Genomic DNA, 14,607 nt, shown 5'->3' with positions numbered 1-14,607 from the left:
TCCGCACTGCCCGGTTCATCGGGCCCTTGGAATAAATCCGGGCACGCCAGTCTCCACCACTGCGTTGAACCTGACGTTCGTCGTGATCCCGTCTCGTATCTCCCGCATCGCATCCTCGGGCAGAGCCGAGATGTCAAAATTCTCCCGGATTCGCGCGGGATTGGTCGAGGTCGTCAGGAACGCCGTGCCGCGCTGGACGGCCCACGCCAGGCAAACCTGAGCCGGTGTCTTCTGCACGCGCCGCGCGATGGCTGTGATCACGGGATCCTCCAGCACGCGCGGCTCCATGGCATGTCCCAACGCCGCGAACGCCTGGAGCACGATGCCATGCTCGCGACAGAAGTCGAGCAGGTCCCATTCGGGAAGATACGGATGCGATTCGACCTGCACCATGGCAGGCCTGATCCGCGCGACGGCAACGATCTCGCGCAGCTTCTCCAGGGTAATGTCCGACAGGCCGATCGACTTGCAGTGCCCCTCGTCAACGAGGCGCTCCAGCGCGTGCCACGTCTCCACCAATGTAACGCCGGAATCATAGATGACCCGACCGCTTGCGTCGCGCGGATCCTGCTCGTCACCGGGCTGAAAGGCAAAGGGCGTATGGATGATGTAGCAGTCGATCTCGTCGAGTTGCAGCCGTCGGCGGCTGGCGTCGAAGGCAGGCTTGACCCGCTCCGGCCGATGATTGGTGTTCCATAGCTTCGTCGTCACGAACAGCTCCTCGCGCCGGAGCTTCCCGGCCTTGAAGGCGTCCTGCATCGCATCGCCGACCGCCGCTTCGTTGCGATAGCGCTCCGCACAATCGAGATGTCGAAATCCGGCCTCCAATGCGGCCCTGATGGCCTGCCTGGTCACGAGCGGATCCGGAATGAGCGTGCCAAATCCCACTGCCGGAATCGTCACGGACTCATGAGTTGGAATCCTCGTGTCACGAAGCGAATCGGAGGTCGTCATGGTGATACTCCCTTGTTGTCTGCTCGCCGCCCTAGCGGACGAAGCGATCGAGGTTGGCGGCTCCCCGGCATTAACCGGCAGGCCGTGGCTTGCGGAGAAAGAACACCAGCGGGATCACGACGAGCATGGCGAACATCAGGATCTCGAACTGATCGATGACCGCGACCGTGGCCGCCTGATGCGTGACCATGCCGTTGAGCGCGGCAAGGCTTGGCTTCCCGATCGGGTCCGCGCCATGCGCCGCGACGCGGAAAGGCGTGAGATGCTTGGCGAGCGCGACGTGCACGGCCTGGGTGTTGGCATAGAAGAAGAGCTGGACCACCGCGATGCCGATGGTGCTGCCATAAAGGCGCGACAGGTTGATCAGCGCGCCGCCTTCCGGGCGAAGCTTCGGATCGAGCGTGCCGAACGCGGCCCTCGCGAGCGCCGGCAACAACATGCCGAGACCGGCACCCTGGAGCATGCCGGCTTCGACCACCGGCCGCCAATCCATCGCCGGCGAATAGCCGAGCATCAGCCAATTGGCATAGACCACCAGCGCCATGCCGCCCATGAGGAACGGCCGGTAGTCGACCTGCCCCGGAACCAGGCTCGTCAGCACCAGCGCTCCCACCAGCGCCACACCGCGCGGAATGGTCATGTAGCCCGTGGTGTCGACGGGATAGTTGAGCAATTCCTCCAGCATCGGAGACGTCAACGCCAGGGTCGGCAGCAGCACGAAGCCAAGCGCGAAGGAGATGACCGTCGAGAGGACGAGATTGCGATCCCTGAACAGCGCCGTGCGGAGAAAATGCTCCCGGGTCGTCAACACGTGCACGCTGAAGAGATAGAAACCCAGGACCGAGGCGACCGCCTCGGCCCAGATCTCCGTCGAGGCAAACCATTCGAGGCGCTCGCCGCGGTCCAGCAGCATCTGTAGCCCGATCATGCCGACGGAAAAGGTCGTCAGGCCGAAGAAGTCGAAGGGCTGGCTTCGCTCGGCCCGCTTCTCGCTCAGCAGCGAGGCCATCGTCATGAAGATGAAGGCCGTCATCGGCAGGCTGACATAGAAGATCGACGCCCAGCCGTAGTATTCACTGAGCCAGCCGCCAATGGCGGGGCCGGTGCTGATGCCGAGCAGGGAGCAGACCGTCGATGCCAGGCTCATGCGCGCATGCCGCGCCGGCGTCACCTCGAGCAGGATGGCCAAGGAGAGCGGCGCGAGCGGTCCGCTCGCCGCGCCCTGGAGGATCCGCGCCAGCACGAACTGGATCGACGTCGTTGCCAGCGTGTCGAGGACAAGACCGAACGTGAAGATGGCGAGGGCAGCCTGATAGACCGCCTTGCGGCCATAGCGGCCCGCGAGCCACTGCGTGATCGACATGGTCACGGCACTTGCCGCGATATACGAGGAGAACACCCAGCCGACCTCGTCATTCGCCATCGAGAGCGTCGCCTGAATGTGCGGCAACGCTGCATTCGGTATCGAGATGTTCACAGCCTGCATGTAGATCGCGATAAGGGCCGCCGCGGAGATCGCACGATGGTCGCCGGCCGCGCCGGTCGATGGGACGGTCGTGCTCATTTGACCTCCGTCGCGAGCGCGCCTTGGAGCAGATGCGGCCAGCTGCGGCGGTGGCCGGTATCGACCCGCGCCGTCACGCTGATGCCGGAGAACAACGGCCGGGTCGGATCGAGATCGTCGAGCTCGAGGCGCACCGGCAGCCGCTGCACGACCTTGACCCAGTTCCCGGTCGCATTCTCCGGCGGCAGGACCGAGAAGTCCGACCCGGTGCCGGGACTCATGCTGACGATATGCGCCCTGAACTTGCGATCCGGATAGGCATCGACGTCGATCGTCGCCTCCTGGCCCGGACGCATGTGGGTCAGGCCGGTCTCGCGAAAATTCGCCTCGATCCAGATGTCCCCGCTGGACATCAGCGAGAACGTCGGCGCTCCCGCGTTGACGAAGCCCCCGATCTGCAAGTCGTCGACCTTCGTCACGATACCGTCGTCGGGCGCAATCACCGTCGCGTAGGAGAGATCGAGCCGCGCCCGGTCGAGCTGGGCTCTTGCCGCGCGAACCGTGGGATGACGATCGGCATCGATATCGGGATCGCCGTTGAGCGCGACGACCGTGTTGGCAATCTGCTGTTCGATCGATGCCATGCGGTGGCGGGCGACCTTGAGATCGGTCTCGGCCCGCTCATAGACCGCACGCGGCGTGAAGTCGGAGGCGACCAGCATCTTCTTGCGATCGAACTCGCGTTCGTCGAAGGAAGCCGATTCCCTGGCCGATTGCAGCTCCGCCTGCTGCTGGCGGTGGGTCGCCTTGAGCGAGTCGATCTGGAGTCGCGCGCTGCCGAGCCGCGCCTCGGCCTGATCGACCGCAATCTGATAGGGCTCGGGATCGATCCGAAACAGGACCTGCCCCCGTCGCACGCGCTCGTTATCGCGCACGGCGATCTCGACCGCCTGGCCTGACACCCGCGCGTTGATGGTCACCTTGGCGGCACGCACGAACGCGTCGTCGGTCGAGACATATTGTTCCTGCGCAAGATACATGAAGGCGCCGAACACGGCGACCACGGTCGGCAGCGCGAGCATCAGGGGCCGGCGCAGCCGCCGGCCGAGGTCCGCTCCGAACAATGGCACAGCCCCCTCGCTCCCGCGGAAGCTGCGATCGCCCAACCAGCCGGCGATTGGCGCAAAGTTCAAACGCATCGTGAGCCCTCGTCTTATCTTTTTTACTAACGTACATTACAAATATTGTACTGCAGTGCCGCTATCAAGACGCGCGGCCATTGATTTTTATAACGGTCCATACAAATATATGTGTGGAACAGTACAACCAGGATTTTGGCGACATGGCACGGAAGAAGAGCGAAGCGGGCCCGGCGCGCCGCGGACGACCGCCCGCCTATGACGCAGAGACGGCCCTCAAGCGAGCGACGGAGACGTTCTGGAGAACCGGCTACTCCGGCACGTCCCTGGACAAGGTCGCCGCCGCGACCGGCATGAGCCCACCGAGCCTCTACGCCGTGTTCGGCAACAAGCACACGCTCTATCTCGAAGCGCTCGCGCGCTATTGGGAGATAAGCCTTGCCGCAACGCGTGAGGCCCTCGCGGGGGACCATCCCTTGGACGAAGCCCTGATGCTGGCCTATGACGCAGCGCTGTCGATCTATTTTTCCGGCAAGGGAACCGCGCGGGGCTGCTTCGTGGTGGGAACCGCGGTGACCGAAGTCGCAGAAGATACGGCGATCCGGAACAGCGTAGCTGCGGGATTGCGCGCGATTGACGCCGATTTCGAGGCCCGCTTCCGCCTTGCCCAGGACAAGGGCGAACTGAAGCGTGATGCCGATCCGGCAGCGCTTGCAATCCTCGCCTCTGCCACGATGCATACCATCGCCATTCGCGCTCGCGCCGGCGCCCGCCGCGCCGAGCTAAGGGAGCTTGCCCGGAAGGCCGTGGACGTGATCTGCGGATGCCGGGCAGATGCGCATTGAGCCGCGAGGCGTTCTCGGGATCGAAAACCTGCGTGCCGGTGACGGTCGGGAGCAACTCTCCCGCACAATGAAATGACGACAACCGGCACATTTGCATTCCTCGTCAATAGGCGGCTGCCGTCGCGAGCGGTCCGCGCGCAAGACCCAGCCTCTCCCCGGCAATACGTGACGATGCGATCTAGCCTCCCGCAGCCGCCGCCCGCCGCGGCAGCTTCCGGCCGGGCCGGATGAAGTGACAGGTGTAGCCGTCCGGATAGCGCTCGAGATAATCCTGGTGCTCCGGCTCGGCCTCCCAGAAATCGCCGGCGGGCGTGACCTCGGTCACCACTTTGCCGGGCCACAGATGCGAGGCCTCGACGTCGGCGATCGTGTCTTCCGCGATCCGCTTCTGCTCGTCGCTCGTCGTGAAGATCGCGGAGCGATAGCTCGTGCCCCAGTCATTGCCCTGACGGTTGAGCGTGGTGGGATCGTGGATCTGGAAGAAGAACTCCAGCATCGTCCGGTAGCTCGTCTTGGCGGGATCGAAGATGATCTCGATCGCCTCGGCGTGCCCCTCGTGATTGCGATAGGTCGCGTTCTTGACCTCTCCGCCGGTGTAGCCGACGCGAGTCGAAGTCACCCCGGGCTGCCTGCGGATCAGATCCTGCATGCCCCAGAAGCAGCCGCCGGCCAACACTGCGCGTTCCGTCGTCATTTGATGCTCCATTCATTCAGTCGAGATATTCAGCGCTGGTCCGCAGCCGCATGCAAGCGCGGATCATCATGGTCATCGTGATATTCGAGGCCCAGCGGACCGATGGCGGAAACCTGCGTGACGTATTCGCCTGATTTCGCCCAGTGATAATGCCAGGTCTCGCCGGGCAGCACGATGACGCTGCCCGGCGGATAGGCCTTGACCTTGTCGCCATCAAAACGCTCGCCGAGCCCGATATAGAAGACACCCGACATGGCCGTGTAGATGCGGTCCTCAGGATGCTTGTGCGGCATCAGCCTAGTGCCGCCGGGCACCTTCACCCGGACCACGTAAGGTCCGGGCTCGGCGGGATGGCCGACCATGACGGCGAGGCGCGCGCCGGATGGAAACGCCGGGAACGGCTGCCACGCGATATCCTCCGGCAGGATCGCGCGGAACCTGTCTTCATCCGGCTGATGTTGGCGAGGCATGGTGCTGCTCCCTCTGTTCGGTCAGATCAGCTTGGCGTCGAGCGTGATCGCCGCGTTGAGCACCTTCGACACCGGGCAGTTCTTCTCGGCCTCGCCGGCGATCTTGGCGAAACCTGCGTCGTCAAGGTTCGGCACCTTGGCGCGCAACGTGAGCGCCGACTTGCTGATCTTGAAGCCCTTGCCTTCGGGCTCGAGCGTAACCGCGGCCTCGGTCGAGAGCTCGTCCGGCGTGAAACCGGCAAGCTGAAGACCGAAGGCCAGCGCCATGGTGAAGCAGCCGGCATGGGCCGCAGCGATCAACTCCTCGGGATTGGTGCCCTTCTCGTTCTCGAAGCGTGTCTTGAACGAATAGGGCGTCTCGGCGAGCACGCCGGATTCGCTCGACAGATGGCCTGTGCCATCGCGGCCGGTGCCCTTCCAGACTGCTGTTGCTTTGCGGATCATCTCAATTCTCCTTGTTGGGTTTAGCGCCGGCGCTCGGTACCGGAGGAAAGCGACATTGGCACGACCGCCTGTCACCATTCCAACCGGCCGAACGCCGCAGCGGTTCCGTCGGAGCCCCGTTCCGATGGAATCGGAACGGCGCTCCGGATTCTTGTTTTGACGCGTTTTCTTCACGCGAACCGGTATCCACTTCGTTCGAAAACGCTCTAATTTCCGATCTGTCCGACGTGGAAGCCGAGCCGGTTCTCGACGTCGCCGGCGCGATGGAAGCCGCGCGCCATCAGCGCCTTGATACGGGCCTGGCTTGCCGGGCGGCCAAGCGCGGCCAGGAACGCATCCCACTCGGGCTTGATCTCGACATCGGGCGGAAGACTGGCGACATCGACCAGGCGCTTGGTCTCGGCAATAGCCTCCTTGTCGAACGACGCGATACGCATGGCGAGCGCCTCGACGAAGCCATCGAGCTCGGCATCCGGCAGCGACCGGTTCACATAGCCGTAGCGTTCGGCGAGATCGCCGCGAATGTCGTCGGCGCCGAGCAGCACTTCGAGCGCACGGCCGCGGCCCATCAGGCGCGGCAGCCGCGCCATCGGTCCGCCACCGGGCACGAGGCCCGCACCGACTTCCCATTGCGACAGGATCGCCTTCTCGCGGCTGGCAAAGCGCATGTCGCTGGCGAGCGCGAGCTCGCTGCCGACGCCGGTGGCGCGGCCCCGGATCGAGGCAATGGAAACCACCGGCGCACGGCTGAGACGCACCAGCATGTCGGGCAGCGCCTGGAGACCGGTCGGCCCGGGCGGGATGCCCAGCGAATCCTCCAGCGGCGCGAGGAAGTCGTAATGCGTGATGAAAAAGCCGTCGACGGCACTGTCGAACACGACAACCTTGACTTCCGGATCGGTCTCGATCGCGGTGACGATGTCGCCCAGCAGCGGAAGCTGCTTCGGGCCGAAGATGTTCACCGGCGGCATATCGAAGGTGACGCGCCAATATGACGGCAGGCGGCGCTCCAGGCGGATGTCCTCGGTCGTGAAGGTACGTTCGGGGCGGTTCATTGTTTGCACTCCTGATATGGTGTCGTTCAAGGACTGGGACACGCGCCGGGTGCGCGCGTCCCCCATGCGGTTCAGATCGACTGGCGCAGCGGGCGGAAGGCGGTGCGCATTTCCGCAGAGAACAGCGCGGGCTGCTCCCAGGCGGCAAAGTGGCCGCCCTTGTCGAGCCGGTTGTAGTGCATCAGCTTCGGGTAGGCCTTTTCGGTCCAGCTGCGCGGGGCGGCATAGATCTCGTCCGGAAACACGCTGACGGCGACCGGGATATTGATGTGCTTGGGTTCGAAGAACACCAGCTTGTTCTCCCAGTACAGTCGGGCCGACGAGACCGCGGTGTTGGTGAGCCAGTACAGCGTGATGTTGTCGATCACATCGTCGCGCGACAGCCCTTCCGCCTTGCCGTCGAACACCCGCGCGATCATCGCGGCGCTGCGCGCATCGTGATCGAGCATCCAGGACGCAAGGCCCGACGGCGAATCCACGAGGCCATAGAGCGTCTGCGGCCGGTTCGACATCTCGATCGCGTAGCCGAGATAGAAGTCGTCGAGCTGGTCGTAGGCAATGCGCTCTTCGGCCGAGAGGTTTGACGGGCGCGTTCCGCCGGGCTGCAGCGCCTTGGCGATGTCATCAGGGACCGTGGCGGGCATGTTGGTGTGAATGCCGAGCAATTCCGGCGGCGCGATCACCGCCATCTGCTCCGTCACCGCATTGCCCCAATCACCGCCTTGCGCGACGTAGCGATTGTAGCCAAGCCCGTTCATCAGCACGATCCAGGCACGCGCAATGCGCTGTGGATCCCAGCCGAGCGTCGTCGGCTTGCCGGAGAAGCCATGGCCGGGCAGCGAAGGGATCACGAGATCGAACGCGTCCGCCGCCTTCGCTCCATGCGCGGTTGGATCGGTCAGCGGGCCGACGATCTTCATCTGCTCGATGATCGAACCCGGCCAGCCATGCGTGACGATCATCGGCAGCGCATTCTCGTGCCTGGAGCGGACGTGGATGAAGTGGATGTCGACGCCGTCGATCTCGGTGACGAATTGCGGCAGCGCGTTGAGCCGCGCTTCCACCTTGCGCCAGTCATAATCGTTCTGCCAGTAGCGCACGAGCTGCTGGACCGTGGTCAGCTGCACGCCCTGCGACTGGTCGGCGACGATCTCGCGATCGGGCCAGCGCGTTGCCGCGAGGCGCCGGCGCAGATCGAGCAGATCCTCCTCGGGCACGTTGACGTGGAAGGGGCGGATCGCGCCGCTCGCCGCCGCCTTTGCCGGACGGAGCGGCAACAGGCTCGCAACGCTGGCGGCGACCGCGGTCATCGCGGCCTGGCCCAGCAATTGACGGCGGTCGGGGTTGAGGATGTCGGCTCGTGCTTGCGTGGTCATGTTGGATCTCCCTTGCTTTGGTCGGCACCGTTGACCGAATTCGAAATCGAGACGTCGGCTCGTCGTGAAAGGAGATTGGCGCAGGCACTTCCGATTTGCTCGTTATGGATTGTTAGACCGCGTTAGCCGTTGCGAGCCTGCGCGCTAGTACCCACTTTTCTTGGAACGTGAGTCGTGATTCAAGGTCGGGATGATACCCGAAGCAAGAGAAGTCCACCTTTCGAGGAAAGATCGCAAGGTGCTTGAGGCGTGCTGTCGCTCACCGGTGACGTTGCAGCGCGATTTGAAGCGGGCGCGGATAGTTCTGTTGGCGGCGGATGGGCGCAGCACCCGGTCGATCGCCAAGGAAGTTGGGGTCCAGCCGCGGATTGTCAGCCTTTGGCGGCATCGCTATGCCGACCATGGCCTTGAAGGGCTGCAAGACAAGCCGCGGCCTGGCAAGCAGCCGATCTATACGAAGACGACCGACAAGCGGATTCTGAAGCTGCTGGATAAGCCGCCACCGCAAGGGTTTGCGCGCTGGACCGGCCCCCTGCTGGCCGAGGCGCTGGGCGATGTCGATGTCCAATATGTCTGGCGGTTCCTGCGCAGCCACAAGATTGACCTGGTGGCTCGCAAGTCCTGGTGCGAGAGCAACGACCCGAACTTTACGGCCAAAGCCGCCGATGTTGTCGGCCTCTATGTCGCGCCGCCGGCGAAGGCCATTGTGCTGTGCGTGGACGAGAAGCCCTCGATCCAGGCTTTGGAGCGAGCGCAGGGTTATCTGAAGTTGCCCAATGGCCGCGCCTTGACCGGCCAAAGCCACGATTACAAGCGGCATGGCACCACAACATTGTTTGCGGCGCTCGAAGTCGCCACCGGAAAGATCATCGCGACCCATTCAAAACGCCGGCGCCGCGTCGAGTTTCTCGATTTCATGAACAGCGTCACCGCGGCTTTTCCGAACCGCAAGCTTCACGTCATCCTCGACAACCTCAACACCCATAAAAAGAACGAGGACTGGCTCAAGGCCCACCCCAACGTGCAATTTCATTTCACGCCGACAAGTGCGTCATGGCTCAATCAGGTCGAAGTATGGTTTTCCATCTTGCAGGGGCAGTCGCTCAGCGGCACCTCCTTCACGAGCCTCAAGCAGCTTCAGGAACACATCGATGCCTACGTCAACGCATACAACGACAGAGCCGAGCCCTTCGTCTGGACCAAGAAAAAGGTCCGTCAACGCCGTTTCAAAGGCCGCCGTATCACTCAGCTCTGATTCCGGGTACTAGAGGCTAGCGATCGACGATCCTGCGATGGGCGCGATACAACGCAACACGGCGTGCGATGACCAAGTCATCGCACGCCGTGAATGGAGGATGCAGCAACTTCAGGACGGCAGCGGCTGACCGGCCTGCTCGCGCACGATGTAGTCGGCGTACCAGTCCGCCCAGTTGTCGTCGTGTCCGCCGGTTCGCTTCTCATGCTCGCCATGCGCCACCGCCGCGCGGCGCAGTGCCGCCGCCAGATCGCTCTGCGAGGGGAAATTCGTGCCGTCTGTCGCGATGCGTCCGGGCAGTCGTGTGGTGATCTCCTGGAACAGCCAGCCATTGCCGTCGGGATCGCTGAACGAGGCGAAGGAGCTGTAGCTGCCGCGCTTCGGGTCAACACCGCTGACCCGGATACTGCCGAACAGGTATGGCTCGTCCGGCCCGGCATGAACATCGCCGCCGCCGTGGAACGGCTCGCTGACCGCGATGCCGCGGCCAAGCAGATCTTGTCGTGCCGCCTCCAGATCGGAGACGATCAGATACAGGCCGCGCACCGAGCCGGGCGCTGCCGCCGTGACGTTCCTGCCGAAGATCACCGAGCAGGCCGAGCCCGGCGGCGTGAACTGGATCACGCGCCAGTCGTCGCCAGAGGAAAAATCGGCGTCCATTCGCCAGCCGAGGCGCATGTAGAACGCCTTGGCGCGGTCGACGTCGGACACCGGGATCACGACGACCTCGAGCTTCAGATCAACGCTGCGCGACGGCGAGGGTCTGGTCCCGGCTTCGCGATCGATTTCGAGTGTAGCCATGTCGAACTCCCTGATGTGAGGCGCGGGCTCTCAACCGAACCCATTCTTGCAGGCTCAACTTTGCTTTGCAGGCTCAACTTTGCGCAGAACGACGAATGTCGCTCGTTCTCGAATGCCTGCTTGAATGCTTGGGCTCGTTAGCGGTTCCGGACACAGTCGAACTTCAAGCAGCCGGCATCACGATGGTCACCCGCGTGCCGCCCTCCCCCGCCTCGCCATGCAACCGCGCGCGGATGCTGCGTGCGAGCCCTTCGAGAATGCGGATGCCGGTGCCCTGAAGCGGCCCGGTGGCGCCGATCCCGTTGTCGGCCACCGTGCAGACCCAGGCGCCGTCGCGGTTGTCCATGTCGATGCGGATCAGTGCCCCATTCTTGTTCGGGAAGGCATGCTTTGCCGCGTTCGTGACCAGCTCCGTCAACATCAGCGCGAGCCGATGACATTGCGATGCCGGCAGCACGCCGCTCTCGATCGCGGCCTCGCAGCGGACGCCCGCCGGCTCCAGCACCGCTTCGGAGAGCGCTCCGCAGAGATTCTCGAAGAAAGCCCCGACGGAGACGGCCGAGTCATCGTCGTTGTCGGACAGGAGCTGATAGAGCCTGCCGAAAGCAACGACGCGCCGCTCGAACCGATCCACCGCAAGCGACACGTCCCTGGTGCCGGCCCGCGTGAAGTCGCGACGGACTGACGCACCCAGCAGCGTCAGCGTGTTCTTCATGCGGTGATGGGACTCCCGCAGCACGAGTTCCCAATCACGCGACTGATCGTCAAGGCTGGCGGCAAATTGAGATCGAACGGCACTGCCGTCCGACATGGAGCCGATAACGGACATGATAGCCTCCCATTGGAATAGGACCTAACTCGGAAGCCATACTGGATGCATCGCGCGCGTTTTGCCCGTTAGACGTTGCAAGATTCTGTTATGATCGGCGGCATCACAAACCGGCAGCGGAGGCTGTCGTCGCGACGGTCAAGCCTGCTGACGATTTGTCGCAGTCGCGTCATAAACCGCTCGCGTTTAAGCAAAATTCGCGACGGGTATCCCGCCTGCATTCGGCCGATCCCCACGCGATTTCGCCACTTTCGGTCCGTTTACTGATAACCTCGCTCAGGTAGGTCAAAGCGCAGACGCCAGCCCTTTCACTGGAATCATTGGCCCGTGCCGGACACTAACGACCAGGATTCGACCATTGCCTTCGGTCCATTCCGGCTGCTCGCAAAGTCGCGGCTGCTGGAGAAGGACGGCGCCCCGCTTCACCTTGGCGGCCGCGCACTCGACATTCTGATTTTTCTCGCCGAGCGCGCCGGCGAGGTCGTTGACAAGCGCGAGTTGATCAAGCGCGTCTGGTCCGGCGTGACGGTCGACGAAGGCAGCCTGCGCTTCCACATCACGACGCTGCGCAAGGCGCTGGGCGATGCCGGCGAAGGTGCCCGCTACGTCGTCAACGTCCCCGGACGCGGCTATTGTTTCACCGCCCCGCTGCTTCACCCGGCGCCTTCGGAGAGCCGAACGAGCCCGCCTGTTGCGTCGCCCCACGCGCTGCCCTCACCGCTTGCGAGGATGATCGGGCGGGACGAGGCCGTCGAGAAGATTTCGGCCGAGCTTGCCCTGCATCGCTTCGTCACAATTGTCGGCCCCGGCGGGATCGGCAAGACCTCGGTCGCACTTGCCGTCGCGCATGGCGAGCTCACGGCCTTCGACGGCCACGTGAGCTTCGTCGATTTCGGAGCGCTGACGGATGCCCGACTCGTTCCCGGAACGATTGCGGCGACCCTGGGCCTGACTGTCAATTCCGACGACCCGATGCCGGGCCTGCTGGCGTTCCTGCGCAGCCGGCGGACGCTGCTGGTCTTCGACAGTTGCGAGCACATCCTCGACGAGCTCGCACCAGTGGCCGAGCGGCTCGTCCAGGAGGCGCCGGAGCTGCATATTCTCGCCACCAGCCGCGAATCCTTTCGCAGCGAAGGTGAGCGCGTCCATCGGCTGTTTCCGCTGGATTGCCCACCAGAGCGCGATGGGCTCGGCGTCGCCGACATCCTTGCCTATCCCGCAAGCCAACTCTTCGTGGAACGCATTGCCGAGAGCCTGAGCGAATTCGAGCTCAGCGAGGAGGATGCGCCGCTCGTCGCCGAGATCTGCCGGCGGCTGGACGGCATTGCGCTGGCGATCGAGCTCGCGGCCGGACGCGTGAACGCCTATGGCATTGCCGGGACCGCCTCGCTGCTGGACAGCCGCTTCTCGCTGCTGTGGCGGGGACGGCGCAGCGCAATCCCGCGGCACCAGACCTTAAGCGCGGCGCTCGCCTGGAGCTACGATTTGCTGCCGGCAGCCGAAAGCGCAACGCTGCGCGGATTATCGGTATTCGTCGGGCCCTTCACCCTGGAAGCCGCGCTTGCCGTCGCGTCCTGCCAGGGTATCGGCGAATCCGAGGCCGTCGAAGCCATCTCGAACCTGCTCTCCAAGTCCCTGATCGCGACCTCGCCCGCGGAGCGGCGGCTGCGCTATCGCCTGCTCGACACCACCCGCACCTTCGTCGCCGGCAAGCTGGTCGAGAGCGGCGAAGCGGCCCGCGTCGCGCGTGCCCACGCCGAATATTTCCGCGATTTCCTGCACGACATCGCGCTCAAATCCACGGGCATGCAGAGCGCGGGCGGCTTCCTTCCCTATGCCGACCACCTGCCCAATGTGAGGGCCGCGCTGACCTGGAGCTTCTCGGATGTCGGCGACCGGACGATCGGCGTGGATCTGGCGGCCTCAGCGGCCCAGTTCTTCCTCGAGCTAACATTGCTGACGGAATGCTACCGCTGGACACAGCAGGCGCTTGTATCTCTCGATAAGGGCGTGATCGACAGCCGCCAGGAGATGACGTTGCAGGCCGCGCTCGGCGTCTCCGTGATGTTCACGCAGGGCAATACGGAGGCGGTCCGCTCCGCCTTCACGCGCAGCCTCCAGCTTGCCAGAGAGCTCGAGGACCTGCACTGGCAGCTCTGGCTGCTGCGCGGCTTGCACATCTACCTGACCAGGGTCGGAGATTTTCACGGCGCGCTCGGAACCGGCGAGCAGGGCGAAGGCGTCGCGCGGAAGCTGAATGATCCAGCCGCCACACTGAACGTGGAATGGATGCTCGGCGTCGCCCACCATCTGATCGGCAACCAGGACAAGGCCGTGCAGTTCTGCGAGAGCGCGATGGTGCACAATCCCGGCTCGCAGCGGCTGAACATCGGCCATCTCGGTTATGACGACCGCATCGTTGCACTGGTGGCGCTGGCGCGCGGGCTCTGGCTCACCGGCCGGCCCGATCGGGCCATCGAGGCGGCCAGATACACGGTGCGCGAGGCCGAGCTGCTCGAACAGCCGCTCACCCTCGGCATTTCCCTGATCTGGACCATCTACGTGTTCCTCTGGGTGGGCGACTGGGCCAGTGCCGAAAGCCTGATCGAGCGGCTGATCGACCATTCGGCGCGGCACTTCCTCGGCCCCTACCACGCGGTCGGCATCGGCCAGAAGGGCGAGCTGCTGCTGCGCCGCGGCGACGTCGCCGGCGGGATCGAGCATCTTCGCCGCAGCCAGGCGACGCTATACGCCACACGGCACCGGATCATGACGACGGTGTTTGCGACCGCGCTTGCCGAGGGTCTCGTGGCGCAGAACCAGCCCGATGAGGCCTTGCGCACGATCGATGAGGCCATCGCCCAGATCCCCGAGCACGGCGAATCCTTCGACATGCCGGAGATGCTCAGGGTCAAGGGCGACATCCTGGCCGGGTCGGGAAATGCCGCGGGGGCCGAGAATTACTTCCGGAAATCGCTCGATCTATCACGCCGGCAATGCGCGCTCGGCTGGGAGCTGCGGGGGGCGATCAGCCTCGGCCGCGTCTGGCGTCATGCCGGAAAGGCCGGCGACGCACGCGATCTGCTCGCGCCGCTCCTCGCGCGGTACCAGGAGGGCCTCCAGACCCGTGATCTCGTCGCCGCCAGGGAGCTCCTGGGCGCGCTGAATTGAGAGTATCTTCAACGAGATACCGCCATACTGCCTGCTCGCAACTCCTAACAACTTCTAACACGCCAAGCCG

The 14,607-nt window shown here is 64.2% G+C and carries 13 protein-coding genes; 3 read left to right on the top strand and 10 right to left on the bottom strand.

Annotated elements, in window-relative coordinates; genetic code table 11:
• Positions 1-15: 15 nt before the first annotated feature.
• From ACFLEY_RS12425 to ACFLEY_RS12415, 3 genes are all read right to left on the bottom strand, one after another.
• Positions 16-954 carry an aldo/keto reductase gene (locus ACFLEY_RS12425; RefSeq protein ID WP_011088996.1) on the bottom strand — a complete coding sequence of 313 codons (939 nt, stop codon included), beginning with the start codon at positions 952-954 and terminating at the stop codon, positions 16-18.
• A gap of 70 nt (positions 955-1,024) precedes the next feature.
• A complete protein-coding gene (locus ACFLEY_RS12420; protein WP_396604658.1) occupies positions 1,025-2,518 on the bottom strand; it encodes an MDR family MFS transporter in 1,494 nt (497 codons plus the stop codon).
• The gene (locus ACFLEY_RS12415) at positions 2,515-3,657 is read right to left on the bottom strand and encodes an HlyD family secretion protein (protein ID WP_211434333.1); all 1,143 of its coding nucleotides are present in this window, start codon (positions 3,655-3,657) and stop codon (positions 2,515-2,517) included. The genes ACFLEY_RS12420 and ACFLEY_RS12415 overlap by 4 nt, the downstream gene beginning before the upstream one ends.
• A gap of 143 nt (positions 3,658-3,800) precedes the next feature.
• On the opposite strand from ACFLEY_RS12415, the gene ACFLEY_RS12410 reads away from it, so the two are divergent.
• The gene (locus tag ACFLEY_RS12410) at positions 3,801-4,442 is read left to right on the top strand and encodes a TetR/AcrR family transcriptional regulator (RefSeq protein WP_060912643.1); all 642 of its coding nucleotides are present in this window, start codon (positions 3,801-3,803) and stop codon (positions 4,440-4,442) included.
• A gap of 178 nt (positions 4,443-4,620) precedes the next feature.
• On the opposite strand, the gene msrA is transcribed toward ACFLEY_RS12410, so the two are convergent.
• The 5 genes from msrA to ACFLEY_RS12385 form a co-directional block, all read right to left on the bottom strand.
• The gene (gene msrA, locus ACFLEY_RS12405) at positions 4,621-5,136 is read right to left on the bottom strand and encodes a peptide-methionine (S)-S-oxide reductase MsrA (protein ID WP_060908433.1); all 516 of its coding nucleotides are present in this window, start codon (positions 5,134-5,136) and stop codon (positions 4,621-4,623) included.
• A 29-nt stretch (positions 5,137-5,165) separates the two neighbouring features.
• Positions 5,166-5,606: a cupin domain-containing protein gene (locus tag ACFLEY_RS12400; protein ID WP_060908434.1), complete on the bottom strand. Its 441-nt coding sequence runs from the start codon at positions 5,604-5,606 to the stop codon at positions 5,166-5,168.
• A gap of 21 nt (positions 5,607-5,627) precedes the next feature.
• Complete coding sequence (locus ACFLEY_RS12395) at positions 5,628-6,050, bottom strand: OsmC family protein (protein WP_011089002.1); 423 nt, start codon at positions 6,048-6,050, stop codon at positions 5,628-5,630.
• A 206-nt stretch (positions 6,051-6,256) separates the two neighbouring features.
• A complete protein-coding gene (locus ACFLEY_RS12390) occupies positions 6,257-7,105 on the bottom strand; it encodes an enoyl-CoA hydratase/isomerase family protein (RefSeq protein WP_060908435.1) in 849 nt (282 codons plus the stop codon).
• Between the two features lie 71 nt (positions 7,106-7,176).
• Positions 7,177-8,481: an epoxide hydrolase family protein gene (locus ACFLEY_RS12385; RefSeq protein ID WP_060908436.1), complete on the bottom strand. Its 1,305-nt coding sequence runs from the start codon at positions 8,479-8,481 to the stop codon at positions 7,177-7,179.
• Positions 8,482-8,671: 190 nt separating this feature from the next.
• On the opposite strand from ACFLEY_RS12385, the gene ACFLEY_RS12380 reads away from it, so the two are divergent.
• Entirely contained in the window at positions 8,672-9,736 is a 1,065-nt protein-coding gene (locus tag ACFLEY_RS12380; RefSeq protein ID WP_026192128.1) for an IS630-like element ISRj1 family transposase, read from the top strand.
• A gap of 111 nt (positions 9,737-9,847) precedes the next feature.
• Here the strand turns inward: ACFLEY_RS12380 and ACFLEY_RS12375 are convergent, their stop codons facing one another.
• Both ACFLEY_RS12375 and ACFLEY_RS12370 read right to left on the bottom strand, forming a co-directional pair.
• Positions 9,848-10,537, bottom strand: a complete 690-nt coding sequence (locus ACFLEY_RS12375; protein ID WP_211433996.1) for a VOC family protein — start codon at positions 10,535-10,537, stop codon at positions 9,848-9,850.
• 163 nt (positions 10,538-10,700) lie between these two features.
• The gene (locus tag ACFLEY_RS12370) at positions 10,701-11,366 is read right to left on the bottom strand and encodes a sensor histidine kinase (RefSeq protein ID WP_060908438.1); all 666 of its coding nucleotides are present in this window, start codon (positions 11,364-11,366) and stop codon (positions 10,701-10,703) included.
• A 327-nt stretch (positions 11,367-11,693) separates the two neighbouring features.
• Between ACFLEY_RS12370 and ACFLEY_RS12365 the strand changes: the two genes are divergently transcribed.
• On the top strand, positions 11,694-14,537 hold the full coding sequence (locus ACFLEY_RS12365) for a winged helix-turn-helix domain-containing protein (protein ID WP_060908439.1): 2,844 nt from the start codon (positions 11,694-11,696) through the stop codon (positions 14,535-14,537).
• The last annotated feature ends 70 nt before the right edge of the window (positions 14,538-14,607 follow it).

The organism is Bradyrhizobium sp. YCK136 (genome assembly GCF_044570075.1).
GTDB lineage: Bacteria > Pseudomonadota > Alphaproteobacteria > Rhizobiales > Xanthobacteraceae > Bradyrhizobium > Bradyrhizobium diazoefficiens.
This window is presented reverse-complemented; position numbering and strand designations above follow the sequence as displayed.

Bases quoted from the DNA above. Each gene is read 5' to 3' on its own strand.
- ACFLEY_RS12410 (WP_060912643.1), top strand. From the start codon at position 3,801: ATGGCACGGAAGAAGAGCGAAGCGGGCCCGGCGCGCCGCGGACGACCG.
- ACFLEY_RS12370 (WP_060908438.1), bottom strand. From the start codon at position 11,366: ATGTCCGTTATCGGCTCCATGTCGGACGGCAGTGCCGTTCGATCTCAA.
- ACFLEY_RS12380 (WP_026192128.1), top strand. From the start codon at position 8,672: ATGATACCCGAAGCAAGAGAAGTCCACCTTTCGAGGAAAGATCGCAAG.
- ACFLEY_RS12390 (WP_060908435.1), bottom strand. From the start codon at position 7,105: ATGAACCGCCCCGAACGTACCTTCACGACCGAGGACATCCGCCTGGAG.
- ACFLEY_RS12415 (WP_211434333.1), bottom strand. From the start codon at position 3,657: ATGCGTTTGAACTTTGCGCCAATCGCCGGCTGGTTGGGCGATCGCAGC.
- ACFLEY_RS12375 (WP_211433996.1), bottom strand. From the start codon at position 10,537: ATGGCTACACTCGAAATCGATCGCGAAGCCGGGACCAGACCCTCGCCG.
- ACFLEY_RS12400 (WP_060908434.1), bottom strand. From the start codon at position 5,606: ATGCCTCGCCAACATCAGCCGGATGAAGACAGGTTCCGCGCGATCCTG.
- ACFLEY_RS12385 (WP_060908436.1), bottom strand. From the start codon at position 8,481: ATGACCACGCAAGCACGAGCCGACATCCTCAACCCCGACCGCCGTCAA.
- ACFLEY_RS12425 (WP_011088996.1), bottom strand. From the start codon at position 954: ATGACGACCTCCGATTCGCTTCGTGACACGAGGATTCCAACTCATGAG.
- ACFLEY_RS12395 (WP_011089002.1), bottom strand. From the start codon at position 6,050: ATGATCCGCAAAGCAACAGCAGTCTGGAAGGGCACCGGCCGCGATGGC.
- ACFLEY_RS12420 (WP_396604658.1), bottom strand. From the start codon at position 2,518: ATGAGCACGACCGTCCCATCGACCGGCGCGGCCGGCGACCATCGTGCG.
- msrA (WP_060908433.1), bottom strand. From the start codon at position 5,136: ATGACGACGGAACGCGCAGTGTTGGCCGGCGGCTGCTTCTGGGGCATG.